At 71.0% G+C, this 23,129-nt stretch carries 21 protein-coding genes; 12 read left to right on the top strand and 9 right to left on the bottom strand.

Features of this window, described 5'->3' with window-relative positions:
- Nucleotides 1–41 precede the first annotated feature (41 nt).
- Nucleotides 42–293, top strand: coding sequence for a type B 50S ribosomal protein L31 (locus DAI20_RS14165; protein ID WP_108251975.1), 252 nt, complete (start codon nt 42–44; stop codon nt 291–293).
- 214 nt (nt 294–507) lie between these two features.
- Nucleotides 508–1,665 (top strand): SLC13 family permease, encoded by a 1,158-nt coding sequence (locus DAI20_RS14160; protein ID WP_108251973.1) that lies wholly within the window; start codon nt 508–510, stop codon nt 1,663–1,665.
- A 104-nt stretch (nt 1,666–1,769) separates the two neighbouring features.
- On the opposite strand, the gene treS is transcribed toward DAI20_RS14160, so the two are convergent.
- Nucleotides 1,770–3,485: a maltose alpha-D-glucosyltransferase gene (gene treS, locus DAI20_RS14155; protein ID WP_108251971.1), complete on the bottom strand. Its 1,716-nt coding sequence runs from the start codon at nt 3,483–3,485 to the stop codon at nt 1,770–1,772.
- 133 nt (nt 3,486–3,618) lie between these two features.
- Here treS and DAI20_RS14150 point away from each other — a divergent pair, with 133 nt between their 5' ends.
- On the top strand, nt 3,619–4,536 hold the full coding sequence (locus tag DAI20_RS14150; RefSeq protein ID WP_108251969.1) for an alpha/beta fold hydrolase: 918 nt from the start codon (nt 3,619–3,621) through the stop codon (nt 4,534–4,536).
- Nucleotides 4,533–5,603 carry a glycosyltransferase family 4 protein gene (locus tag DAI20_RS14145; RefSeq protein ID WP_108251967.1) on the top strand — a complete coding sequence of 357 codons (1,071 nt, stop codon included), beginning with the start codon at nt 4,533–4,535 and terminating at the stop codon, nt 5,601–5,603. Before DAI20_RS14150 ends, DAI20_RS14145 begins: the two co-directional genes overlap by 4 nt.
- A gap of 504 nt (nt 5,604–6,107) precedes the next feature.
- Here the strand turns inward: DAI20_RS14145 and DAI20_RS14140 are convergent.
- Both DAI20_RS14140 and DAI20_RS14135 read right to left on the bottom strand, forming a co-directional pair.
- Nucleotides 6,108–6,722, bottom strand: coding sequence for a histidine phosphatase family protein (locus DAI20_RS14140; protein ID WP_108251965.1), 615 nt, complete (start codon nt 6,720–6,722; stop codon nt 6,108–6,110).
- Between the two features lie 32 nt (nt 6,723–6,754).
- Complete coding sequence (locus DAI20_RS14135) at nt 6,755–7,537, bottom strand: Sir2 family NAD-dependent protein deacetylase (protein ID WP_108252584.1); 783 nt, start codon at nt 7,535–7,537, stop codon at nt 6,755–6,757.
- Between the two features lie 178 nt (nt 7,538–7,715).
- Here DAI20_RS14135 and DAI20_RS14130 point away from each other — a divergent pair, with 178 nt between their 5' ends.
- The 3 genes from DAI20_RS14130 to DAI20_RS14120 all read left to right on the top strand — a co-directional run bounded on the left by DAI20_RS14130 (nt 7,716) and on the right by DAI20_RS14120 (nt 11,036).
- Complete coding sequence (locus tag DAI20_RS14130) at nt 7,716–8,525, top strand: TrmH family RNA methyltransferase (RefSeq protein WP_108251963.1); 810 nt, start codon at nt 7,716–7,718, stop codon at nt 8,523–8,525.
- Nucleotides 8,526–8,540: 15 nt separating this feature from the next.
- Nucleotides 8,541–9,773: a D-alanyl-D-alanine carboxypeptidase family protein gene (locus tag DAI20_RS14125; protein WP_108251961.1), complete on the top strand. Its 1,233-nt coding sequence runs from the start codon at nt 8,541–8,543 to the stop codon at nt 9,771–9,773.
- Between the two features lie 147 nt (nt 9,774–9,920).
- A complete protein-coding gene (locus DAI20_RS14120) occupies nt 9,921–11,036 on the top strand; it encodes a fatty acid desaturase family protein (RefSeq protein WP_438501987.1) in 1,116 nt (371 codons plus the stop codon).
- A 39-nt stretch (nt 11,037–11,075) separates the two neighbouring features.
- On the opposite strand, the gene DAI20_RS14115 is transcribed toward DAI20_RS14120, so the two are convergent.
- Complete coding sequence (locus DAI20_RS14115; RefSeq protein ID WP_108251959.1) at nt 11,076–11,870, bottom strand: SGNH/GDSL hydrolase family protein; 795 nt, start codon at nt 11,868–11,870, stop codon at nt 11,076–11,078.
- Between the two features lie 80 nt (nt 11,871–11,950).
- Between DAI20_RS14115 and DAI20_RS14110 the strand changes: the two genes are divergently transcribed.
- Nucleotides 11,951–13,108 (top strand): acyl-CoA dehydrogenase family protein, encoded by a 1,158-nt coding sequence (locus DAI20_RS14110; RefSeq protein ID WP_108251957.1) that lies wholly within the window; start codon nt 11,951–11,953, stop codon nt 13,106–13,108.
- A 76-nt stretch (nt 13,109–13,184) separates the two neighbouring features.
- On the opposite strand, the gene DAI20_RS14105 is transcribed toward DAI20_RS14110, so the two are convergent.
- Nucleotides 13,185–13,748, bottom strand: coding sequence for a TIGR03086 family metal-binding protein (locus DAI20_RS14105; protein WP_108251955.1), 564 nt, complete (start codon nt 13,746–13,748; stop codon nt 13,185–13,187).
- Between the two features lie 118 nt (nt 13,749–13,866).
- On the opposite strand from DAI20_RS14105, the gene DAI20_RS14100 reads away from it, so the two are divergent.
- The 4 genes from DAI20_RS14100 (at nt 13,867) to DAI20_RS14085 (ending at nt 18,348) form a co-directional block, all read left to right on the top strand.
- The gene (locus DAI20_RS14100) at nt 13,867–15,690 is read left to right on the top strand and encodes a DEAD/DEAH box helicase (protein ID WP_108251953.1); all 1,824 of its coding nucleotides are present in this window, start codon (nt 13,867–13,869) and stop codon (nt 15,688–15,690) included.
- Nucleotides 15,691–15,748: 58 nt separating this feature from the next.
- Complete coding sequence (locus DAI20_RS14095; RefSeq protein ID WP_108251951.1) at nt 15,749–16,615, top strand: MSMEG_6728 family protein; 867 nt, start codon at nt 15,749–15,751, stop codon at nt 16,613–16,615.
- Nucleotides 16,616–16,692: 77 nt separating this feature from the next.
- Nucleotides 16,693–17,547, top strand: coding sequence for a DUF3097 domain-containing protein (locus tag DAI20_RS14090; protein ID WP_108251950.1), 855 nt, complete (start codon nt 16,693–16,695; stop codon nt 17,545–17,547).
- A gap of 135 nt (nt 17,548–17,682) precedes the next feature.
- Nucleotides 17,683–18,348 (top strand): hypothetical protein, encoded by a 666-nt coding sequence (locus tag DAI20_RS14085; RefSeq protein WP_108251948.1) that lies wholly within the window; start codon nt 17,683–17,685, stop codon nt 18,346–18,348.
- 148 nt (nt 18,349–18,496) lie between these two features.
- On the opposite strand, the gene DAI20_RS14080 is transcribed toward DAI20_RS14085, so the two are convergent.
- From DAI20_RS14080 to DAI20_RS14065, 4 genes are all read right to left on the bottom strand, one after another.
- The gene (locus DAI20_RS14080; protein WP_108251946.1) at nt 18,497–19,510 is read right to left on the bottom strand and encodes an SGNH/GDSL hydrolase family protein; all 1,014 of its coding nucleotides are present in this window, start codon (nt 19,508–19,510) and stop codon (nt 18,497–18,499) included.
- 69 nt (nt 19,511–19,579) lie between these two features.
- On the bottom strand, nt 19,580–21,289 hold the full coding sequence (locus DAI20_RS14075; protein ID WP_108251944.1) for a glycoside hydrolase family 13 protein: 1,710 nt from the start codon (nt 21,287–21,289) through the stop codon (nt 19,580–19,582).
- 4 nt (nt 21,290–21,293) lie between these two features.
- A complete protein-coding gene (locus DAI20_RS14070) occupies nt 21,294–22,190 on the bottom strand; it encodes a carbohydrate ABC transporter permease (RefSeq protein WP_108251942.1) in 897 nt (298 codons plus the stop codon).
- Complete coding sequence (locus DAI20_RS14065) at nt 22,190–23,107, bottom strand: carbohydrate ABC transporter permease (protein WP_108251940.1); 918 nt, start codon at nt 23,105–23,107, stop codon at nt 22,190–22,192. The genes DAI20_RS14070 and DAI20_RS14065 overlap by 1 nt, the downstream gene beginning before the upstream one ends.
- Between the last annotated feature and the right edge of the window lie 22 nt (nt 23,108–23,129).

Raw genomic sequence — 23,129 nt, 5'->3', positions numbered from 1 at the left:
GCAGCCCACACCACTCAACGCACCCACTAGGAAGCAACACCATGAAGACTGACATCCACCCCACCTACGCCCCCGTGGTCTTCCGCGACCTCGCCTCGGGCGCGACGTTCCTCACCCGCTCGACGGTGAGCAGCGCGAAGACCATCGAGTGGGAGGACGGGAACACCTACCCCGTCATCGACGTCGAGATCTCCTCCGAGTCGCACCCCTTCTACACGGGCAAGCAGCGCATCCTCGACTCCGCCGGCCGTGTGGAGAAGTTCAACACCCGCTACAAGGGCTTCGGCGCCTAAGCACCACCACTTCGCGCGTCAGGGCGATCGGCTTCGGCCGGTCGCCCTGACGCGTTCCCCTGTCGCGATCGGTCTCGCGCGTCCCATCGGGCGCGTTCCCCTGGCGCGACTCGTTCAGCGCGTTGGATCGAACGCGTGCCCGTCCACCCATTCCCTCTCCGCTCGGCGTTCCTCGACGGCCACCGGAGGGGCGTGAGCCGAGAGGTACCGCCGCGTGCGCACCGCCCTCATCGGCCTCGCCCTGCTCGTGCTGGGCGCCGTGGCGGTCGGATCGGGCGTGCTGCCGGGCGCCGAGGCGCTGGCCCTGGCCGACCGCATCTGGCCGATCCTGCTCTTCGTCGTCGCCATCACCGTGGTCACCGAGCTGGCCGCGGAGGCGGGCGTCTTCCGCTACCTCGCCGAGCGCGCCGCCGACTGGGGACGCGGCAGGACGATCGTGCTCTGGCTGCTCGTCGTCGCGTTCGCCACGGCGAGCACGGTGTTCCTCTCCCTCGACACCACGGCGGTGCTGCTCACGCCGGTCGTCGTCGTGCTGGCGCGGCATGTGGGCGTGAGCCCGCTGCCGTTCGCGCTCACCACCGTGTGGCTCGCGAACACCGCATCGCTTCTGCTCCCGGTGTCGAACCTCACGAACCTGCTCGCGGAGCACGCACTGGGCTCCGCCGGTCCCGGCGCCTTCGTCGCCCTGACCTGGCTCCCCGCGCTGGTGGCCGTGCTCGTGCCGTCCGCGCTGCTCCTGCTCGTCTACCGGCGGCAGTTGTTCGGCCGCTATGCGCCGGAGCATCCCCAGCCTGTGGAGGACCGCGTGCTCTTCGGCTGCAGCGCCGCCGTGCTCGCGATGCTCATCCCGGCCCTCGTCTCCGGGCTGCCCGTCTGGCTGCCGGCATCGGTGGCCGCCGTCGTGCTCGTCGGCGTGTTCCTGGCCCGGCGGCCGCGGCTGCTGTCACCGTCGCTCGTGCCGTGGTCCCTCGTACTGCTCGCCTCCGGGCTGTTCCTCACCATGGAGTCAGCACACGCGCTGGGTCTCGGCGACCTGCTCGCGGGATTCGTCGGCGGCGGGAACGACGCCGCCGCGCTGCTGCGCATGTCCGCCGTCGGCGCCCTCGGCGCGAACGCGGTCGACAACCTACCGGCGTACCTGGCACTCGAGCCCGCAGCCGGATCGCCCGACCGGGTGATCGCCCTGCTCATCGGCGTGAACGCCGGCCCCCTGATCACCCCGTGGGCGTCGCTGGCGACGCTCCTCTGGCACCAACGGCTGACCCGCACGGGCGTGGAAATCTCCTGGGGCCGCTACGCCCTGCTCGGCCTGATCGCCGCGCCGCTGACGGTCGTCGCCGCGACCCTCGCCCTCGCCGTCCGCCCCGGCTGACCCGCGGGTCCAGGGACCGAGGGGCTGACAGCCGGGCTCAGGGCGCACGCGAACGGGCCGCCGCGGCGACGCCGCGACGGCCCGTTCCGGCCTCAAGTCCCGCTCTAACGGCGGTAGCCGCCCTCGCCGATGTGCAGCCAGTAGAAGCTCTGCGTCGCGAGCGTGAGGGTCAGCGTGCCGTCCTCGTTCACGGTCGGGAACACGCCGCCGCCGAACAGGTCGTACAGCGCCGAACCCGCGTACTCGCTCATGTCGATCGTCACCGCGACCGGGTTGTGGGCGAAGCTGAACACGCAGAGCACGTCCTCCGGCTGGTCGCCGAAGTGGGTACCGCTGCCCTCGTAGGAGCGCACGAAGGCGAGCACCGACTCGTGGTTCGTCTGCAGCACCGTCATGTCGCCCATGCCGAAGACCGGGTGGGCCTTGCGCACGTGAATGACGTTGCGGATCCAGTGCAGCAGCGACCGCGACTGCGCGAGCTGGGACTCCACGTTGATCTGCGAGTAGTTGTAGACCAGCGACTGCACCACGGGCAGGTACAGCTTGCCCGGGTCGGCCGTGGAGAAGCCCGCGTTGCGGTCGGGCGTCCACTGCATCGGCGTGCGGGACGCGTCGCGGTCGTTCAGCCAGATGTTGTCGCCCATGCCGATCTCGTCCCCGTAGTAGAGGAACGGGCTGCCGGGGAGGGAGAAGAGGATCGCATGAGCGAGCTCGAGCTCCGCGCGGGAGTTGTCGAGCAGGGGCGCGAGCCGGCGACGGATGCCGATGTTGGAGCGCATGCGGGGGTCGTAGGCGTACCAGCCGTACATCGCCTGCCGGTACTCCTCGGACACCATCTCGAGCGTGAGCTCGTCGTGGTTGCGCAGGAACACGCCCCAGCCGGCGTCCGACGGGATGTCCGTGGTCTCACTGAGGATGCGGACCAGCTCGTCCGCCTGCTGCGAGCGGAGGGAGTAGAAGATGCGGGGCATCACCGGGAAGTCGAAGGCCATGTGGCACTCCGGCTCCTCCTCGGTGCCGAAGAACGCGGCCACCTCGCGGGGCCACTGGTTGGCCTCGGCGACGAGGATGCGGCCGGGGTAGTCCCGGTCCACCATGGCGCGCAGCTCCTTGATGAAGTCGTGCGTCGGCGGCTCCCCCTCGCCGTTGCCCTCCTCGGACTCGAAGAGGTAGGGGATGGCGTCGAGGCGCAGCCCGTCGACGCCGAGGTCGAGCCAGAAGCGCACGATGTTGAAGACCTCTTCGCGCACGGCCGGGTTCTCGAAGTTCAGGTCGGGCTGGTGCGAGAAGAAGCGGTGGAAGAAGAACTGGCGGCGCACCGGGTCGAACGTCCAGTTCGACTCCTCCGTGTCCACGAAGATGATGCGGATGTCCTTGTACTTGTCGTCGGTGTCGCTCCACACGTAGTAGTCGCCGTACGGCCCGTCGGGGTCGCTGCGGGACTGCTGGAACCACTCGTGCTGGTCCGACGTGTGGTTGAGCGGGTAGTCCATGACGATGCGCATGTTGCGCTCATGGGCCTTGGTGACGAGCTCCTTGAACTCGTCGATGGTGCCGAACTCGGGCAGGACCGCCCGGAAGTCGGACACGTCGTAGCCGCCGTCGCGCAGCGGCGATCGGTAGAAGGGCGGGAGCCACAGGGCGTCGACGCCAAGCCACTGCAGGTAGTCGAGCTTCGAGATCAGTCCGGCGAGGTCGCCGGTGCCGTCCCCGTTGCTGTCGACGAACGACCGGATCATCACCTCGTAGAAGACGGAGCGCTTGTACCAGTTCAGGTCGAGCGTGAGTCCGGGGAGGGTGATGGGTGCAGTGAAGCTCAAGGTGCTCCTTTCGACCGGCAGGCCGGCGTGGCAGACGTTCGTAAAGTCTAAGAGGGGGAGGGGAGGGCGTGCGGGCGCCCCGCGGGGTGGCGACGGCGCATTTCCCGCCAGGGGGATACCTAGACTGGATCCGATGACGGCCGTGCCCAACCCCTACGCCGAGCGACTGGCTCGCGTGCCTGCGACCGACCGCACCGTGAGGGTGCTGGGCAGCGACACCCGGTACTGGGAGTACGGCGCCCGCGGGGACGGGCCGACCCTCGTGCTCGTGCACGGATTCCGCGGCGACCACCACGGGCTGGAGCCCGTCGTGGCGTTCCTTCCCGGCGTCCACATCGTCTCGCCCGACCTGCCCGGCTTCGGTTCGTCGACCCCGCTCGGGGAGGTGCGCCACGACATCGACGGCTACGGCCGGTGGCTCGCAGCTTTCGTGGCCGCGATCGGCGCGGAACGGCCCGTGATCGTCGGCCACTCGTTTGGCTCGATCGTCGTCTCGGGCGCCGTCGCGGCGGGCCTCGACGCCGACGGCGTCGTGCTCATCAACCCCATCGCGGCCCCCGCCCTCGCTGGCCCGCGTGGGGTCCTCACCCGCCTCGCGGTCTTCTACTACTGGCTCGCCGCCGCCCTGCCCGAGGGACTTGGCTTCGCGCTGCTGCGCAACCGCATGATCGTGCGGATCATGAGCCTCGCCATGGTCAAGACCCGGCGCCGGTCGCTGCGCCGGTTCGTGCACGACCAGCACGACCGCTACTTCAGCGCCTTCGCCGATCGACGGGTCGTGCTCGAGGCGTTCCGCGCGTCGGTGAGCGAGGACGTGAGCGAGTTCGCGGCGCGCATCCCGCAGCAGACCCTGCTCGTCGCCGCTGACCGCGACGACATCACGCCCGTGCTCGCGCAGGTGCGGCTGCAGCACCTCTTCCCGCACGCGTCGCTGAAGATCATCGCCGGCGTGGGGCACCTGATCCACTACGAGAAGCCGCGCGAGGCCGCCGGGCACATCGCCCGCTTCCTCGGGCTCGACGCGGGCACGCAACTGGGGGAGTCGCAGTGAAGATCGTGTTCGACTGCCGCTACACGCGGGTCGGCCGGCATGACGGCATCAGCAGGTACACCGCGAGCCTCGTCGAGGCGCTCGGCCGCCGGCACGAGGTCACGATGCTGATCAGCGACCACCGGCAGCTCGAGATGCTGCCCGCGCTGCCGTGGGAGCGGGTGTCGGCGCCGACGAGCATCCGCGAGCCGTTCGTCGCCCGACAGGTGAACCGCATCCGCCCCGACGTGGTGTTCAGCCCCATGCAGACCATGGGCACGTTCGGCCGCGCCTACAGGGTCGTGCTCACCATCCACGACGTCATCTACTACTCCCACCGCACCCCGCCGCTGAACCTGCCCGCACCGATCCGGCTGCTCTGGCGCCTGTACCACCTCACCTGGTGGCCCCAGCGGTTCCTCCTGAACCGGGCGGACGCCGTCGTGACGGTTTCCGAGACGACGGCGCGGATCATCCGCGCGCGACGCCTCACGCGGCGGCCGGTCACGATCGTGCGGAACGCGGCCGACCTCGCGGTCGATCGGATCGTGCCCGTGGAGGAACGTGAGCGCTCGCTCGTCTACATGGGCTCGTACATGCCGTACAAGAACGTCGAGACCCTCGCGCGGGCTCTGCACGCGCTCCCGGGTTACACGTTGCACCTGATGAGCCGCGAGTCGCCCGAGGACCGCGCCCGGCTGACCGCGCTCGCGCCCGAGGGTGCCCTCGTCTTCCACGGCGGGGCGTCGGACGAGGAGTACCGCGAGGTGCTGTCCCGGGCGACGGCACTCGTGTCCGCCTCGCGGGATGAGGGCTTCGGCATCCCGCTCGTCGAGGCGATGAGCGTCGGCACCCCGGTGGTGGCCAGCGACATCCCGATCTTCCGCGAGATCGGCGGCGACGCGGCCCTGTACTTTGATCCCTCGAGTCCCGAGGACGTCGCGTCCGCGGTGCACATGCTCGAGGACCCGTCCGAACTGCAGAGGCGATCCGCCGCGGCGTTCGACCGCCACTCCGAGTTCAGCTGGGAGTCCTCGGCGGACGCCCTGCTCGACCTGCTCCTCCGTGTGGGTGAGGGGCGCCCGTAGGGGTGCGGGTGTGGGGGGGTGCGGGGTGCGGGCCGGGCAGTACGTTCCCTGAGCTGTCTGCGAAGGTGTCCCCGACGGTCCCTGAGCCTGTCGAAGGGACGAAACCCGACTCAATTCAGCAAATCCGAGCGACACGGCGGGGAAGAGGCTGCGACTCGCCGACCGGTCGCGCAGATCTGCTGAGTTGCGTTCAGTGCAGTCCGCGATCTGCTGAGTTGCGTCGGGTGCTGTTTGGGATGTGCTGAACTGCGTCGAGCGCGAGTTTCAATACAGGCCCGGCGCCCCCAATACAGGCCCTGGTGACGCGTTGGCGCGGTTGGTCGGCGGCGTTGTCGGTCCGAGGGTGTGAGCGAGCCTGTGTTGCGGATCAGCGAGCCTGCACTGGGAGTCAGATAGGTGTCTTGCGTCGCTTCGACAGGCTCAGCGACCGTATGGTGCTCAGCAACCGTATGGTGCGACGCGGAGCCCCCGAATCGCCGTGAGCGCGACCCTCAGGCCCCCGCGTCAGCGGGAGACGGGGATGCGGTCGTCCGGGTCGCCGACCATGTCGAGGTCCTCGTCGGCGCCCACGAAGTCGACGAGCGCCAGCGAGCCGTCGCGGTGCTCGAACATGTGGGCCGAGCCGTTGAGGATGAGCATGCCGGGCGCGGGCAGCCGCTCGTCGCTGAGCCAGCGGACGAGCGCGCCGATCACGCCGCCGTGCGAGACCACCACGATCCCGTCGTCGGAGTGCCGCTCGGCGAGGTCGTCCAGCGCGGCGAGCGCCCGCGCGAGCACGGACTCCGTCGACTCCCGGCCAGGCACAGGGGCACCGGCGAAGCGCTCGCGCACCTCGCTGCCGGTGAGGCCCTCGGCCTGCCCGTAGGTGCGCTCGGCGAGCCCCTCGATCGCGACGGGATCGGGCAGACCCAGGCGTGCGGCGATGATCGATCCCGTCTCGGCGGCTCGGGAGAGCGGGCTCGAGTACACTGCGCCCCAGTCGCCGCCCGCGAGCGCGTCCGCGGCGTCCCTGGCCTGCCTGCGCCCCACGTCGTTGAGCGGGATGTCGGTCGCCCCCTGAATGCGACGGGACCGGTTCCAGTCGGTCTGGCCATGGCGGACGAGGGCGATGCGGGTCACAGGTGTGGCGTCTCTTTCGGTCGGGTGCGGCGTCAGACCCCGAGCAGGGGGGCGATGCGGGCGAGCGTCTCGGACGCCCCGCCGTCGATCTTGACCGTAGCGCGCGGGTCGCCCTTCGTCACGCCGCGGTTGACGATGATCACCGGCAGTCGGCGGCGCAGCGCCTGCTCGAGCAGCCGGATGCCGGAGTTCACGACGAGGGACGACCCGGCGATCAGCAGGGCGTCGGCCGTGTGCACGATCCCGGCCGCCTCCTCGAATTTCTCGGTGGGGATCAGCTCGCCGAAGTAGACGATGTCGGGCTTCAGCATGCCCCCGCACACGGTGCAGTCGGGCACGACGAACTCGTCGGCTCTGGCGATCTCGGCGTCGCCGTCCGGGTTCATCACCACGGACTCGGGCTGCTCGAGCCACGGGTTGTCGGCCGCGATGCGCTCGGCGATGCTCGACCGGGCGAAGGTCTGCCCGCACACGAGGCAGACGACGCGGTGCATGGAGCCGTGCAGGTCCACGACCCGGCGGGAGCCCGCCTTCAGGTGCAGACCGTCGACGTTCTGGGTGACGATGCCGTTGACGTGCCCGTCCTCCTCGAGGCGAGCGAGCATCCGGTGCCCGTCGTTGGGCTCGGCCGCGTCGAACATGCGCCAGCCCACGTGGCTGCCGGCCCAGTACCGCCTTCGGAACGCCGCGTCGCCGCGGAACTGCTGGAATGTCATCGGGGTGCGCTTCGGCGCGCCCTGCCCGCGATAGTCCGGGATCCCGGAGTCCGTGCTGATGCCGGCGCCCGTCAGCACCGCCGTCGTGCCGCGGCGCATGATCTCGGCCGCGGCCTCGATGTGCTTGACGGTCGCGGCTGCGACGGACTCGGCCGGTGCGGCTGATGCAGCCAAACAAGCCTCCCGACTCGACGCGTTACTGTTTCCAGAAGTCTAAACAGCGAGTGCGCCGCGGTTGTTCCCAGCCCCGCCCGCCGGTCGAAGGGCAGCAATCTCCGTGCAGATCATCCGCATAACGGACCTCGACGTCCCCGAACTCGCCGACTACTCGCGGCTCACCGACGTGGCGCTGCGCCGGGTGAGCGAGCCAGCCGGCGGCCTCTATATCGCGGAGTCGACCAAGGTGATCGGGCGCGCGATCGGTGCGGGGCACCGGCCGCGGTCCGTGCTGCTGCAGGAGCAGTGGCTGCCCGACGTCGAGCCGCTGCTCGCCGCGTTCCCCGACGTGCCGGTCTACGTCGGCGACGCGGACGTGCTCCGGACCCTCACCGGCTACCACCTGCATCGCGGTGCGCTCGCCGCGATGCATCGCCCCGAGCTCCCGTCCGTGGAGTCCGTCGTCTCGTCCGCCCGCCGGATCGTGGTGCTCGAGGACATCGTGGACCACACCAACGTCGGCGCAATCTTCCGCGCGGTGGCCGGGATCGGGGCGGACGCCGTGCTCGTGACGCCGCGCTGCGCGGACCCGCTCTACCGCCGCAGCGTGCGGGTCAGCATGGGAACGGTGCTGCAGGTGCCGTGGACGAGGCTGCCCGAGTGGCGGGAGGCGGCGCCGCTGCTGAAGGGGCTCGGGTTCCACCTGGCCGCCCTCGCCCTGACCGAGGACGCCGTGTCGCTCGACGACTTCGCCGCCGTGGCCCCCGAACGCATCGCGCTCGTGCTCGGCGCCGAGGGCGACGGGCTCAGCCGCACGGCGCTGTCCGTGGCCGACTCCACCGTGATCATCCCGATGCTGCACGGGGTGGACTCGCTGAACGTCGCGGCCGCGAGCGCGGTGGCGCTGTACACGCTTCGCCCGAGGCCGTAGCCCTAGAATTCCCTGGTGCAGACGAGCCGACGACACTTCCGCCGCCGCCGGATCGCCGCCGCGATCGGCGGGGTGCTCGTGCTCGCCGCCGGCGTCTACACGCCCACCGCTCTGCTTGCCCCGGCGCCCGCCGCCGTCGCCTCGGTCGCCCCCGCCGCGCCTGCAACGCCGGCGCCCGCGACCCTCACCTGGCCCTCCTACGGCGAGAACGCCATCGGTGCCGTCGGCTTCGACGGGCTGCTGGCCACGAGCGGCCTGCAGGAGCAGGTGCCCATCGCGAGCCTCACCAAGGTCATCACGGCGCTCGTCGTGCTCGACGCGAAGCCGCTGTCCGGGAGCGAGGACGGCCCCATGGTCGCGTTCACCGAGGAGGACGAGGCGATGCGCAGGGAGATCGTCGCGCAGCTCGGCCTCGTGCAGCCCGCGGTTCCCGGAACGGAGCTGTCCGAGCGCGACCTGCTCGAGGGCGCACTCGTCGCGTCGGCCAACAACTATGCGGCGGTGCTCGGGCGGTGGGCCTTCGGTGGCCACGACGAGTACCTGACCGCGGCCAACGCCTGGCTCGCGGAGCAGGGGCTCGGCGGCACGGTCGTCGCGGATGCGATGGGGCTGTCCCCGCTCTCCGTGAGCACCCCCGAGGACATGATCGCCATCGGCGAGCTCGCCCTCGCGCAGCCGCTGATCTCCGAGATCGTCTCCTCGGCGACCGTGGACGTGGCCGGCATCGGCGCCCTCGCCAACCGCAACCTCCTGATCGGTGCCGACGGATACCGGGGGATCAAGACCGGGACGCTCGACGCGGCGGGCAAGTGCCTCCTCTGGGCCGTCGACGTGCCCGTCGGATCCTCGACCGTCACCGTGGTCGGCGTCTTCCTCGGCGGGGTCGGCAGCCCGGATCACCCGCAGCTCGCGGCCGACGTGCGGACGCTCGTCGCCGGGATCCGGGAGAGCTTCCACGAGGTTCCCCTCGCGACGAAGGGCCAGGAGTTCGGCACGCTCCGCACCGAGTGGGGGAGCGACGCCTCGGTCGTCGCAACCGAGGACGCCTCGGTCGTCGTCTGGGCCGACACGCCCATCGACGCGGCCGTGAACGTGCCACGCGTGGACGAGGGCGATCCCGGTGACGCCTCGGGCACGGCCACCTTCACGGTGGACGGCGACGAGATCGTCGTTCCGCTCGAGCTCGGCGACGCGCTCGAGCCGGCCGACGGCTGGTGGAAGCTGACCCATCCGGAGTCGATCTTCTGACCCCGGCGCGGCGGAGCCGTCATAGTCCTCCGCCACGCCCGCTGCAACCCGGGGCGCTTTCTCAGCGATCGGCTCTAGGCTGCCGACTAACGTACGAGCGATCGCTCACAACCTGGCTGGCGAGTCAATGAACAACCCAGGGGTCCCGTGAGCTCTCCGACCGTAACCGTTTCGTCCCCCGCCGTCCGCATCGTGCGCACCCGGCCGGGCGGCGGCAACGGCTCCAATCCCACCACCGAGTACTCCGCGCTCCTGCACACCGTGCGGGAGGCCGGCCTCCTCGGTCGACGTCGTGGCTTCTACATCACGATGTTCTCGATCATCACCCTGCTGACCGCGGCCGCCTTCGTCGCCTTCGCTCTGCTCGGCGACAGCTGGTACCAGCTGATCGTCGCCGCCGGACTCGGCGTGCTGTTCACGCAGTTCGCCTTCCTCGCCCACGAGGCGTCGCACCGACAGGTGTTCACCTCGGGCAAGGCCAACGACGTGACCGGCCGGCTGCTCGCCAACGTCTTCGTGGGCATCAGCTACTCCTGGTGGATGACGAAGCACAGCCGCCACCACGCGAACCCCAACGTGGTCGGCAAGGACCCGGACATCTCGCCGGACTTCATCCGCTTCCGCGAGGAGGACGCCGCCGACGTCAAGAACCGCGTCGTCGCGTTCGTCGTGCGCAAGCAGGGCTACCTGTTCTTCCCGCTGCTGCTGCTCGAGGGCCTCAACCTGCACATCACGAGCCTCCGCACCGTCTTCGGCCGCGGCAAGGTCGACAAGCGGGCGCTCGAGATCAGCATGCTCAGCGTGCGCATCATCGGCTACCTCGCCGTGGTCTTCTACTTCCTCCCGCTCGGCATGGCGTTCGCGTTCGTCGGCGTGCAGCTCGCCGTCTTCGGCCTGTACATGGGCGCATCGTTCGCCCCGAACCACAAGGGCATGCCGCAGCTGCCCAAGGAGAGCAAGGTGGACTTCCTCCGCCGTCAGGTGCTCACCTCGCGCAACATCCGCGGCGGCGGCTTCATGGACACGTTCATGGGCGGGCTCAACTACCAGGTCGAGCACCACCTCTTCCCGAACATGCCCAGGCCCCACCTGCGCCGGGCCCAGGCGATCGTGCGCGAGTACTGCGCGAAGCACAACATCCTCTACACGGAGACGTCGCTGCGCGAGTCGTACAGCATCGTGATCGCCTACCTCAACCGGGTCGGCCTCGCCGCCCGCGACCCGTTCGACTGCCCGATGACCGCGAGCTTCCGCACGCGCTAGATCGGCGGCACCGCACCTCTCACCGGCAGCCCGGACGCGTCACGCGTCCGGGCTGCCGACGTGTGCGTAGGGGTTGGCCTCGGGCCGCTTGGGCGAACGGCCGTCTCCGGAGGACTGGTGGCGGATGCGGCGCAGCACCCACGGCACGAAGTACTCCCGCGCCCAGACGAAGTCCTCCGACCGGGCCTGACGCCAGCTTCGCGCAGGAAGGGGCTCCGGCTTCAGCGGCTGCAGCGCGTTCGGGACGTTGAGCGACGCCAGCACCATGCGGGCGATCGTGTGGTGGCCGAGGGGCGCGAAGTGCAGCCGGTCGACGTCCCACATCCGGGCGTCGCGCACCTCGGTGAGCGCCCACATGTCGGCGACGACGCAGTCGTGCCGGGCGGCGATGGCACGGAGGTTCTCGTTGTAGATCGCGATCTTTCCGCGGATGCGCCCGAAGACCGGTGACCAGCCGGTGTCGGAACCGGTGAAGATGACCACCGTCGCCCCCTGCGAGCGCAGGCGCTCCACCATGCCCTCGAACTTGGCAGCCATGTCGTCCGGGTCCGCTCCGGGGCGGATGAGGTCGTTCCCGCCGGCCGACACGCTGATGAGGTCCGGCCGCAGCTCGAGCGCGGCCTCGACCTGCTCGTCGATGATCTGCTGCAGCAGCCTTCCGCGGATGGCGAGATTGGCGTAGGCGAAGTCCTCGGTCCCCGCCGCGAGCACCTCGGCGACGCGATCGGCCCAGCCGCGGTGGCCGCCGGGGCTGCTCGGCTCGGGGTCGCCGATGCCCTCCGTGAACGAGTCGCCGATCGCGACGTACCGCCGCCACGGATGCTGCTCGGTCATGAGACTCCCTCCCGTTCCCGGCGGCCCGCACCGCCTCCGACAAACAGTCCATTATCCTCCTGGTGCTGTTGACTGAGGGCATGGCCGACTCCCTGCTCGACGAGGCGCTCCTCGCCCGCATCCGCGACCGCGCCGCGGACTACGACCGCCGCAACGCCTTCTTCGCCGAAGACCTCGACGAGCTGCGCGCCGCGGGCTATCTCGCGATGATGGTGCCCGCCGACCTCGGCGGTGCGGGCTTCCCCGTCGCCGCCGCCGTGCGGGAGCAGGCGCGGCTGGCCGAGGCGGCACCCGCGACGGCGCTCGCGGTGAACATGCACATCCTGTGGACGGCCGTCGCCGCGCTGCTGCGCTCCCGCGGCGACGAGAGCCTGGAGTGGGTCCTGCGCGACGCCGCTGCCGGCGAGGTCTTCGCCTTCGGCATTAGCGAGCCCGGCAACGACGAGGTGCTCGCCGACTCCTTCACCCGGGCCGTGCCCGAGGAGGACGGCGGCTACCGCTACTTCGGCACCAAGGTGTTCGGCTCGCTCGCGCCCGCGTGGACGCGCCTCGGCGTGTTCGGTCGCGACGACAGCGACCCGGATGCGCCCATGCTCGTCCACGGCTTCCTCGACCGCGGGTCGGAGGGCTACCGCATCCTCGAGGACTGGGACACCCTCGGCATGCGGGCGACGCAGAGCCACACGACCGTGCTGGAGGGAGCGCGGGTGGAACCCGCCCGCGTCTCGCGGATCCTCCCGGTGGGCCCGAGCGCGGACCCGTTCACGTTCGCGATCTTCGCCGCGTTCGAGCTCCTCGTGTCGTCGGTCTACGTCGGCATCGGCGAGCGTGCGGTGCAGCTGGCGGCGGAGTCCGCCCTCACGCGCACCTCTGCACGGCTCGGCGGGCGCACACTCGCCGAGGACCCCGACGTGCGGTCGGCCCTCGCCGAGGCGGCCATCGCTCAGGACGGACAGCTGCCGCCGATCCTCGAGCTGGCCCGGGACGTGGACGCCGGCGTCGACCACGGCCGCGCGTGGTTGCCGCGGCTCGTCGGCGCGAAGGTGCGCGCGACGCGCACGGCGCGCACGGTGGTCGACGGGGCCATGGGCGTCGCGGGCGGCGGCGCGTATCGCTCGGTGAGCGAACTGGCGCGGCTTTACCGCGACGTCACCGCGGGGCAGTTCCACCCGTCGAGCGAGCGCGCCGCCCGGCGCGCGGTCGCCAACGCGCTCCTCGGTCCGCTGCCCGACGCCTGATTGGGACGCCGGACGCCCGGACCCGGACTACCGAATCCCCGCGCCTCGACCGCACGCCCTCGGCGGCCGCCGCGCGTCAGGCCGTCGCGTCGCGGCCGGTGAGGGCGAGCAGGCGCACCTGCAGCGGCGCGTCCTCCGGCACGGGGACGGCCGACGCGTACAGGCCGCTCGCCTCGAGCGTCGCCTTCTGCGGCTCGAAGATGCTCCACGCCGCCTCGACGAGGTCGGGGTGCAGGGTCTCGTCGCTGCCCGTGGCCCTGGCGAGGTCCCAGGCGTGGATCGCGACGTCCGACACCTGCTCGCGGAGGTAGTCCTCGAGGGTCAGGGTGTCGCGCAGGAGGCGCACGGTGCCGGTCGCGGGGGCGTCGTCCCAGGCCGCGAGTGCGGCGGGGGAGTAGCGCTCCCACTCGGCCCGGAGGTCGTCGTCATCGATGGGATCCACCGCCCGGCGGGCCTCCTCCAGCGGAACGCCGGAGAGCAGGTGCGGCACGACCTGCTGCTCCTCGACGACGTGCCGCACGAGCGCGCGGGTGTCCCACTCGCTGTCGGGCGTCGGCGCCGACCAGTCGGTGACTGCGGCGAGGCGCCGGCCGAACTCCTCGTGCGAGCGGCGGTGCAGTTCGAGCCAGTTGAAGGTCACGCGATTCTCCCGTCGGATGCTGTGCTCTGGGGTCAACGACCGTCCCCGCGCTTTTCTTCCGGGGGGTCCCCGCGGCGGTCGATGTCTGAGGATGACGGTATCGTTTAGTCAAGTGAGCATGCCCTCGTACGACCCTCAGCCGTCCAGGCCGAGCAGCGAGCACCTGGGCACCCGCGCCGCCGAGCACCTCTCCCCGGCGTTTCCCGAGCGCGCCGCCTGGGGCACCGGAAGCAAGCTCCGGGCCTGGCAGGAGGAGGCGCTCACCACCTACTTCCAGAACGAGCCGCGCGACTTCCTCGCCGCGGCGACGCCGGGCGCCGGCAAGACGACATTCGCCCTCCGCCTCGCCTCGGAGCTGCTCGCGCGACGCTCGATCGACCGGATCACCGTCGTCGCGCCGACCGACCACCTGAAGCGGCAGTGGGCCGACGCGGCCGCCCGCGTCGGCATCCGCCTCGACCCGCGCTTCAGCAACGCCGACGGCGCTCAGGCCAGGCACTACCACGGCGTCGCCGTGACCTACGCGCAGGTCGCCGTGAAGCCCGGGCTGCACAAGACGCTCACCGAGTCGGGACGCACGCTCGTGATCCTCGACGAGGTGCACCACGGCGGCGACGCCCTCAGCTGGGGCGACGCCATCCGCGAGGCGTTCGAGAAGGCGACCCGCCGGCTATCGCTCACCGGGACGCCGTTCCGCTCGGACACCGCCCCCATCCCCTTCGTGTCCTACCTGCGCGACCACCGCGGCGTTCGCGTGTCGCAGACGGACTACAACTACGGCTACGGCCGGGCCCTGAAGGACGGCGTCGTCCGTCCCGTCCTCTTCCTCGCCTACGCGGGCAACATGCGCTGGCGGAACAAGATGGGCGACGAGATGGAGGCGCAGCTCGCCGAGGGCAACACGAAGGACATCACGTCGCAGGCCTGGCGCACGGCCCTAGACCCCGAGGGGGAGTGGATCCCGCAGGTGCTCGCGGCGGCCGACCGCCGGCTCACCGAGGTGCGGCACTCGGTGCCGGACGCCGGCGGGCTCGTCATCGCGACCGACCACGTCACCGCACGAGCGTACGCGGCCATCCTGCAGGGGCTGACCGGGTCGCCCGTCACCATCGTCCTGTCCGACGACAAGGCGGCGAGCGATCGGATCGACTCCTTCTCGCAGGGCAGCAGCCGCTGGATGGTCGCGGTCCGCATGGTGTCGGAGGGCGTGGACGTGCCCCGGCTCGCCGTGGGCGTGTACGCGACGAGCGCATCGACCCCGCTGTTCTTCGCGCAGGCCATCGGACGCTTCGTGCGCGCCAGGCGCCGCGGGGAGACGGCGTCGATCTTCCTGCCCAGCGTGCCGAACCTGCTGGTGCTCGCCAACGAGCTCGAGCGTGAGCGCGACCACGCGCTGGACCGGGAGAGCAGCGGCGAGGACGGGCTGTTCGCGCCGGAGGACGCCATGGTGGCAGAGGCGAACCGGGACGACAAGGCGTCGGACACGCTGATCAGCGAGTTCACCTTCGAGCCGCTCGGCTCCCAGGCGACCTTCGACCACGTGTTGTTCGACGGCACCGAGTTCGGCTCGATGGCCGAGGTGGGCAGCCTCGAGGAGGAGGACTTCATCGGCCTGCCCGGCATCCTCGAGCCCGAGCAGGTGAGCGAGCTGCTCAAGCAGAGGCATGCGCGGCAGCAGCGACGGGCATCCGAGCGCGACCGGAAGGCCCCGCCGCCCGGACCGGACGACGAGCCGAAGAACGTGCCGCTCTACCGCACGCTCAAGGAGCAGCGCGCGTTGCTCAACAGCCTCGTCGGGATGCGCGCCAAGCTGTCCGGCGAGGGGCACGGGATGATCCACGCGGAGCTGCGACGCTCCTGCGGGGGCCCGGCGGTGGCGCAGGCCAGCGTCACCCAGCTGCAGGCGCGCATCGACCTCCTCCGGCGGTGGATGCGCAGCTGAGGGCGGCGTCCGGCGGCCCCTCGGCGCATCCACACGCCGGCTCTGGGAAACTGGGGGCATGCAGACGTTCCTTCCCTACGAGGACTTCGTGCAGAGCGCGCGCGTCCTCGACGCCCCCCGGCTCGGCAAGCAGAGGGTGGAGACGCTGCAGATCCTGCGGGCGCTCGTGCTGCCGAGCTACGGCTGGCAGACGCACCCCGTCGTCGACATGTGGCGCGGCTATGTGCCCGCGCTCACCCGGTACGGGCTCGACATGGTCGCGGTCTGGGCCGAGCGCGGCCACGCGGACTCCACCGCACCGCAGATGCTCGAGTTCGCCCCCGAGGTCGGCGACATGACCCAGGCCGACCTCACGGCAGCGGGCCTCATGCCGTCCTGGGTCGGCAACGAGGAGCTGCACCGAAGCCACCGCTCCAACCTGCTGCGCAAGGCGCCCGAGCTCTACACCCCGCACTTCCCGGGCGAGCCGGACGACCTCCCCTACCTGTGGCCCGGCGCGGACCCCGGCGTGCAGCCGGCCCCGCCGCCGACCGACGCGCGGCCGCTGTGGATCCTTCGCGTGCACGACGAGGCCGAGCTCGAGCGGTGGCGCGCCGAGAGCGTCGTCACCATCCCCGCGGTCAACCCCAGCGGGCGCGTGCCACCCAAGTGGCGCAAGCAGCTGGACGCGTTCGCGGAGGAGATGCGTCCAGGCGACCGCTTCGGCGTGCTCGCGGGACCGGGTCTCTCGCTGCCCACGGGCGTGCTGCTCGGCGCGCCCCGGAGCGGCACGGATGAGGACGGCCGGCCGCACCTGTCGCGCTCCGTCTCCTTCGACGCGTCGGAGCTGGCGCGGTCCGCCGTGCCGTACCCGGCCGTGCTGCAGGATCCGCGGGTGCTGTTCTCCATCACGGACGTCGGAGGCGGCGATCTCGACGGGGAGTGACGGGCGCGGCTCGCGGTCGCGGACTTCCCAGCGTGCCTCCGCCGACGCGGCCGACGCTGCCGGTACGGTCGATGCCGATGAACGACGACCGCTACGGATTCGACGTGCTCGCCACCGACTGGCGGAAGCGCGGTGCCGTGACCGTGCCCAAGCACGAGGCGAAGCGGGACCTCGTCGTCGAGGAGGTGGCGTCCGGCTTCTGCGGCGCCGTCGTGCGTGTGGAGGGCCGGCTCGTGCAGCTCGAGGACCGGCACGGCGCCGTGCGCGCCTTCCCGCTCGGCAAGGGCTTCCTCATCGATGGCGCCCCCGTCGAGCTCGTGGTGCCGCGAAGGGCTCCCGCCGCCGGCCCGGGGGGAGTCGCCCCCGGACGCACGGCGTCCGGATCCGTCGCCGTCGAGAACGCGAAGGCCCGCGTCGCGCGGGCGAGCCGCATCTTCGTCGAGGGCAGGCACGACGCCGAGTTGGTCGAGAAGGTGTGGGGCGACGACCTCCGGATCGAGGGCGTCGTCGTGGAGTACCTCGAGGGCGTGGACGACCTCGCCGCCCTCATCGAGGAGTTCTCGCCCGGTCCGGGCCGACGGGTCGGCGTGCTCGTCGACCACCTCGTGCCGGGCTCCAAGGAGAGCCGGATCGCCGACGCCGTGCGCCGGGGCAGGCACGGGGCGAACGTGCTCGTGGTCGGTCACCCCTACGTCGACGTGTGGCAGGCCGTTAAGCCCCGGCGCCTCGGGCTCGGGGAGTGGCCTACCGTGCCGCGCTCGGTCGAGTGGAAGCACGGCATCTGCGAGGCCCTCGGCTGGCCGCACGAGTCCCAGGCGGACATCGCGCGCGCGTGGAAGCGCATCCTGGGTCGCGTGAACAGCTTCGCGGACCTGGAGCCGCAACTGCTCGGCCGGGTCGAGGAGCTCATCGACTTCGTCACCGCGCCCTGAAACGGGGGCGTGAACGGCACTCATCCCGGAGCCGTCCTGAAATGCAACCCCCTAACCGGGGGACATGTCCGTGTGTTGGCTTGGTATCGCACTCCCGCCAAGTGGGGTCACCATGAACACGGAAGGCACACAGCCATGTCTAACCAATCCAACGACGATCGCCTCGGCGGCGACTCGTCGGCCCGCCCCATCGGTCGCGACGACGCGGCGACGACGACCTCGTCCGTCAGCGCCAGCGACCGCCACGCCGTGGTCCAGCGCGAGAAGGACCAGTTCGGCGGCATCAAGTTCGGTTCCGCCTTCTTCGGCTGGCTGACCGCCACCGGAATGGCCGTCATCCTCACCGCGCTGCTCGCGGGACTCGGCGCGGCTGTGGGGCTCGGCAACAACGTCGACCCCCAGCAGGCGGCCGAGGACGCGTCCGCGAACGCTGAGACCGTCGGTCTTATCGGAGCGATCGTGCTCATCGTCATCATGTTCCTCGCCTACTACTGCGGCGGCTACGTCGCCGGCCGCATGGCGCGGTTCAGTGGCGCCAAGCAGGGCTTCGCGGTCTGGCTCTGGGCGATCGTGATCGCGATCGTCTTCGCCATCATCGGCGGCATCGCGGGCAGCAACCTCAACATCCTCGCCAACCTGAACAGCTTCCCCCGCATCCCGATCAACGAGGGCGACCTGACCGCCGGCAGCATCATCACCGCCGTCGTCCTCGTCGCCGTCGCGCTGGTCGGGGCGATCCTGGGCGGCCTCGCCGGCATGCGCTACCACCGCAAGGTGGACCGCGCGGGACTGGGCGCCTAACCGCGTCACCCGCACCGACCCGCACCACACAGGGGCCCCGACTTCGGACGGGGCCCCTGTCGCATGGCCGACGTCGCGAGGGCCCCGCCTGCCTCTCGAATGTGGCGTGTCCGACGGGGCGAGTGTGGTCGCGCGAGCTTCGACCCGCTCAGTCGAGCGCGGCGCGGACGGCATCCGCATAGGCGACGTAGCCGACCGCCTTCGGGTGGAAGACGTCCGGGCCGGTGGAAAGGATCCACTCGTCCGAGCCGCCGACCCCGTGACCGGCGAACGCCTCCGAGACGTCGGCGTAGGCGATGTCCGAGCCGGCCCGTCTCTCCGCGAGCACGGCGGCCTGGATGCCCGCGTTGAGCGATCGGGTCGCGCCCTGGAGCGTGGTGATCAGTGCCTCGCCGTCGGGCCCGCTGCCGCCGCTCCCCGTGCCGAACGCCGAGGCTTCGAAAAGGTCGGGGTAGCCGGTGGCGATGATGCGGGCGGTCGGCGCCTCGGCCCGCACCCGGGCGAAGGTCGTGCGCAGGCGCTGCTCCAGTTCGCCCCCGGGCTCGAGGAGGGTGAGGGCGGCCGTCAGCATCGTGCGGCAGTCGGCTGAGGACGGGGAGACTGAGCAGACCGCGGCGACCCGGATCGCGCCGAGGTCGTTGGCGCCGATCGTGACGGTGACGAGGCGGGTGTCTTCGCTCAGGGCGCCGAGCTGCTCGGCGAGCAGGTCGGCCGTCGTGTCACCGCTGCAGCTGGCGTCCGCGACGAGCCGGATGCCAGACTCCGTGTCGAGGAGGGCGGGGTAGCCGGCGGAGCTGCGCAGACATCTGCCGTCGCTGTAGTCCCCGGCGCCCTGTCCGGAGGCGTAGGAGTCGCCCAGGGCGACGTAGGCCATCGTGTCCCGTTGGGAGTCGTCAGCGGAGTCTCCGTCGGCGCCCGGCGCGGGATGCGGCTCGGTGGACCGCGCCTCACCCGCGCTCGCGCCCGCGCCGACGGCCGACGGGTCGTCGGTCGCCTGCGCCGAGGGCGAGGCCGTGGGCGAGTCACCGGGCACCGAGGCGACGGAGGAGCTGCCGTCGGAGACCGCGACGGCGACCGCACCGACGCCCGTGCAGAGCGCGAGCACGGCGGCGACCACGAGCGTCCGCGCCCGCCCGCGCCCGTTCCCCGATCCACCGGTCATGTCGACAGAACCTACACCGGCCCCCGCAGAGTCCCCCTGCGAACCCGGGGTGCCGACGCCCGTCCCGGACTAGGGCACGCGCAGCCAGGCCGTCGCGTCGGCCGGGAGGACGCCGTCGGACACCGGCGCGCTCGCCAGGAGCAGCTCGCCCTCCGGCAGCGTCACATCGCCCGGCCCGAAGTTCATCACCGCGCGCCAGCCTCCCGGCCGCTCGAAGGCGAGCACCGGACGCTGACCCGCGTCCAGCCAGTGCAGCTGCTCCGGCCCCTGAAGGCGCCGGCGGAGGGCGAGCGCGCGCCGGTAGAGGGCGAGGGTGGACGCGTCGTCCCGCTCCTCGGCCTCGACGGACACGGCGCCGAACCAGGTCGGCTGCGGGAGGTGCGCGCCATCGGTGCCGAAGCCGAAGGAGCTGCCGCCGCGCGTCCAGGGGATCGGCACCCGGCACCCGTCGCGGCCGATCTCGACGCCGGCGTTGCGGAAGAACGTCGGATCCTGGCGGTCCTCGTCCGGGATCTCGATCACCTCGTGCAGGCCGAGCTCCTCGCCCTGGTACAGGTAGGCGGAGCCGGGGAGCGCCAGCATCAGGAGCGTCGCCGCCCGGGCGCGGCGCAGCCCGCCCTCCCGATCGAGCACCGGCTCCGTCCCGCCGGAGAGCAGCCACTCCCGGCCCTTCTGCGGGCCGCCGTCGGCGGGCACGGGCAGGCCGTACCGCGTCGCGTGCCGCACGACGTCGTGGTTCGAGAACACCCAGGTGGTGGACGAGCCCGACTCCCGGGCGAACGCGAGGTTGTCGGTGATGATGCGCCGGAATCCGTCGGCGTCGTAGTTCGCCTCGAGCAGGTCGAAGCTGAAGGCCTGGCCGAGGCCCTCCGGGTGCGCGTATCGGGCCCGCCGGTCGGGCTCGACCCAGGCCTCGGCCACGGCGGTTCGCGGCGGGTCGTACTCCTGGAAGACGCGCCGCCACTCGGCGTAGATGTCGTGCACCTCGTCCCGGTCCCACAGCGGGTGCGCCCCCGGGCCGAAGCCGGCCATCTCCTCGGTAGAGGGCAGCGGATCGGTCAGGCGCTTCGCGAGGCCGTGCGCCACGTCGACGCGGAACCCGTCGACACCCCGGTCGGACCAGAACCGGAGCGTCCGCACGAAGTCGGCCCGCACCTCCGGGTTGTCCCAGTTGAGGTCGGGCTGCTGGGGCGCGAAGAGGTGAAGGTAGTACTGCCCGTCGGGCACACGATGCCAGGCCGGCCCGCCGAAGATGGACTGCCAGTCGCTCGGCGGAAGGGCACCGTCCGGTCCGCGGCCGTCGCGGAAGATGTACCGCGCCCGCTCCGGGGACCCGGGCGCGGAGGCCAGGGCCGCCCGGAACCACTCGTGCCGATCCGACGAGTGGTTCGGCACCAGGTCGGCGACGAGCCGGATGCCCGCGGCGTGCAGCGCCCTGATCATCCGGTCGAAGTCGTCGAGAGTGCCGAGCCGGGGGTCGACGTTCCGGTAGTCGTCTACGTCGTAGCCGCCGTCGGCGAGGGCCGACGGGTAGAAGGGGCTGAGCCACACCGCGTCGACACCGAGGGAGGCGAGGTAGGGGATCCTCGAGGTGATGCCCGCGAGGTCACCGATCCCGTCGCCGTCCGCATCCGCGAAGCTGCGCGGGTAGATCTGGTAGACCACGGCCTGCCGCCACCAGTCCGCGCCCTTCGGCTCCGCCCCGTCGCGCTCGACATCGCCGTCGCCCTCGGCCCGCCGGTCCGGCGCGGCGTCCGCGCCGGCGCCCGCGCCCGCCACGGGGCTACTTGATCGCGCCGCGGGTGACGCCCGAGAGCACCCACCGCTGGGCGAAGATGTAGACGAGGATGGTCGGCGCCATCGCCATGAGGTAGGACGCGAAGGCGACGTTGTACTCCGTGTTGAACTGCTGCTGGAAGATGTTCTGCACCACGGGCAGCGTCTGCAGCCGACTGTCCGCCGTGATCAGTGACGGCATCATGAAGTCGTTCCACGAGGCGAGGAAGGCGAAGATGCCGACCGTCGCGTTCATCGGGGCGAGCAGCGGGAAGATGAGCTTCCAGAACACCTGCCAGGTCGTCGCGCCGTCGATGCGGGCGCTCTCCTCGAGCTCGTGCGGGATGGAGCGCAGGAACGCGGAGTAGAGCAGCACGCTGAAGGACAGCTGGAACATGATGTGCAGCAGCGCGACGCCGAGCGGGTTGTCGAGGTTGACCGCGGCCGTCAGCTTGATCTGCGGCAGCGCGATGACCGGGAACGGGATGAACATCGCGGCGAGCAGGTAGAAGTACGAGTAGCGGAACCCGCGGTGGTCCCAGTTCCGCGCGATCGCGTACGAGGCGAGCGAGCTGAGCACGATGGCACCCGCAACGCTGACCACCGAGATGAGCAGCGAGATGATGAACGCCCGCGGGAAGTCGGTGAGCGTCCAGGCCTCGGCGAAGTTGCCGAACTGCATGGGCCACGGCCAGCTCAGCCCTGTTCCGCTCGCGGCCTCGGCGGCCGTCTTCAGGGACATGGCGATCGCGAAGTACAGCGGGATGAGCACCGTGAGGGAGGCGAGGATCAGCAGGATCGTCGTCGTCCAGTTCGGCCGGTAGGACTCCTTGGGGTCCTTCTGGCGGCGCGCGCGCTCGGGCGTGACGGCCGAGACGGTGGCGGGATCGATGGCGACGGACATTAGAGCGACACTCCTCGACGTCGGATGAGCTGCAGCTGGAGGATCGAGACGACCACGGTCACGATGAAGAAGATCACGGCGTTGGCCATCTGGTAGGCGTAGTCGCCGCTGGTGAAGCCGGTGAAGATCGTCATGGCCACGCTGAACGTCGCCGTGCCCGGACCGCCGTTCGTGAGGCCGATGATGATCTCGTAGGCGTTCAGGAAGCCCTTGAAGCCGAGCACCGTGTTGATGACCACGTAGCCGGCGACCAGGGGGAGCGTGATCGAGGTGAACTGCCGCCAGCCGGTCGCGCCGTCCAGGGAGCCCGCCTCGTAGACCTCCTCCGGGATGGCCAGCAGCCCGGCGAGGTAGATGATGATCGCGCTCGGGATCGACTGCCACGCGGTGACGATCACGATGGACAGCCAGGCGAGGTTCGGGTCGACCAGGATCGAGCCGGTGCCCGTGAGCGTCGGGAGCGTGTTGGAGAACAGGTAGTTGAAGACGTAGGCGATGACGATGCCCGAAATGACCATCGGAATGAAGAAGATCCCGCGCAGCGCCGTCTTGAACTTGATCTTCGAGTTCAGGCCGATGGCGAGCGCCAGGGCGATCGCGTTGACCGCGATGACGGTGACCAGCGAGAACCCCATGGTGAACCCGTAGGAGCTGAGGATGCGCGGATCGGTGAACAGGGCGGCGTAGTTGCCGAAGCCGATGAAGTCGTACTCCCCGAAGCCCACGTAGTCCGTGACGCTGTAGAACATGCCGATCAGCGCCGGCAGTGTGATCGCGAGCGAGAAGAGCGCGATCGCCGGGAACAGGAACGCGTAGAAGATCGGCTCGACTCTGGGCTTGCCGGTGCGGCCGGCGCGCGCCGGTGTGTCCGCCGACGGGGCGCGTCGCTGCGTCCCGCGGGAGGCTGTGGCCGTCATCTGGGTTCTCCTCGTCGTGTTC

The organism is Planctomonas deserti, assembly GCF_003067705.1.
GTDB lineage: Bacteria > Actinomycetota > Actinomycetes > Actinomycetales > Microbacteriaceae > Planctomonas > Planctomonas deserti.
This window is presented reverse-complemented; position numbering and strand designations above follow the sequence as displayed.

Excerpts from the sequence above, each read along its gene's own strand:
- DAI20_RS14165 (WP_108251975.1), top strand. The coding sequence starts at position 42 with ATGAAGACTGACATCCACCCCACCTACGCCCCCGTGGTCTTCCGCGAC.
- DAI20_RS14150 (WP_108251969.1), top strand. The coding sequence starts at position 3,619 with ATGACGGCCGTGCCCAACCCCTACGCCGAGCGACTGGCTCGCGTGCCT.
- DAI20_RS14135 (WP_108252584.1), bottom strand. The coding sequence starts at position 7,537 with ATGCGCCGCGGCACGACGGCGGTGCTGACGGGCGCCGGCATCAGCACG.
- DAI20_RS14115 (WP_108251959.1), bottom strand. The coding sequence starts at position 11,870 with ATGACCGAGCAGCATCCGTGGCGGCGGTACGTCGCGATCGGCGACTCG.
- DAI20_RS14110 (WP_108251957.1), top strand. The coding sequence starts at position 11,951 with ATGGCCGACTCCCTGCTCGACGAGGCGCTCCTCGCCCGCATCCGCGAC.
- DAI20_RS14100 (WP_108251953.1), top strand. The coding sequence starts at position 13,867 with ATGCCCTCGTACGACCCTCAGCCGTCCAGGCCGAGCAGCGAGCACCTG.
- DAI20_RS14095 (WP_108251951.1), top strand. The coding sequence starts at position 15,749 with ATGCAGACGTTCCTTCCCTACGAGGACTTCGTGCAGAGCGCGCGCGTC.
- DAI20_RS14090 (WP_108251950.1), top strand. The coding sequence starts at position 16,693 with ATGAACGACGACCGCTACGGATTCGACGTGCTCGCCACCGACTGGCGG.
- DAI20_RS14085 (WP_108251948.1), top strand. The coding sequence starts at position 17,683 with ATGTCTAACCAATCCAACGACGATCGCCTCGGCGGCGACTCGTCGGCC.
- DAI20_RS14080 (WP_108251946.1), bottom strand. The coding sequence starts at position 19,510 with ATGACCGGTGGATCGGGGAACGGGCGCGGGCGGGCGCGGACGCTCGTG.
- DAI20_RS14070 (WP_108251942.1), bottom strand. The coding sequence starts at position 22,190 with ATGTCCGTCGCCATCGATCCCGCCACCGTCTCGGCCGTCACGCCCGAG.
- DAI20_RS14065 (WP_108251940.1), bottom strand. The coding sequence starts at position 23,107 with ATGACGGCCACAGCCTCCCGCGGGACGCAGCGACGCGCCCCGTCGGCG.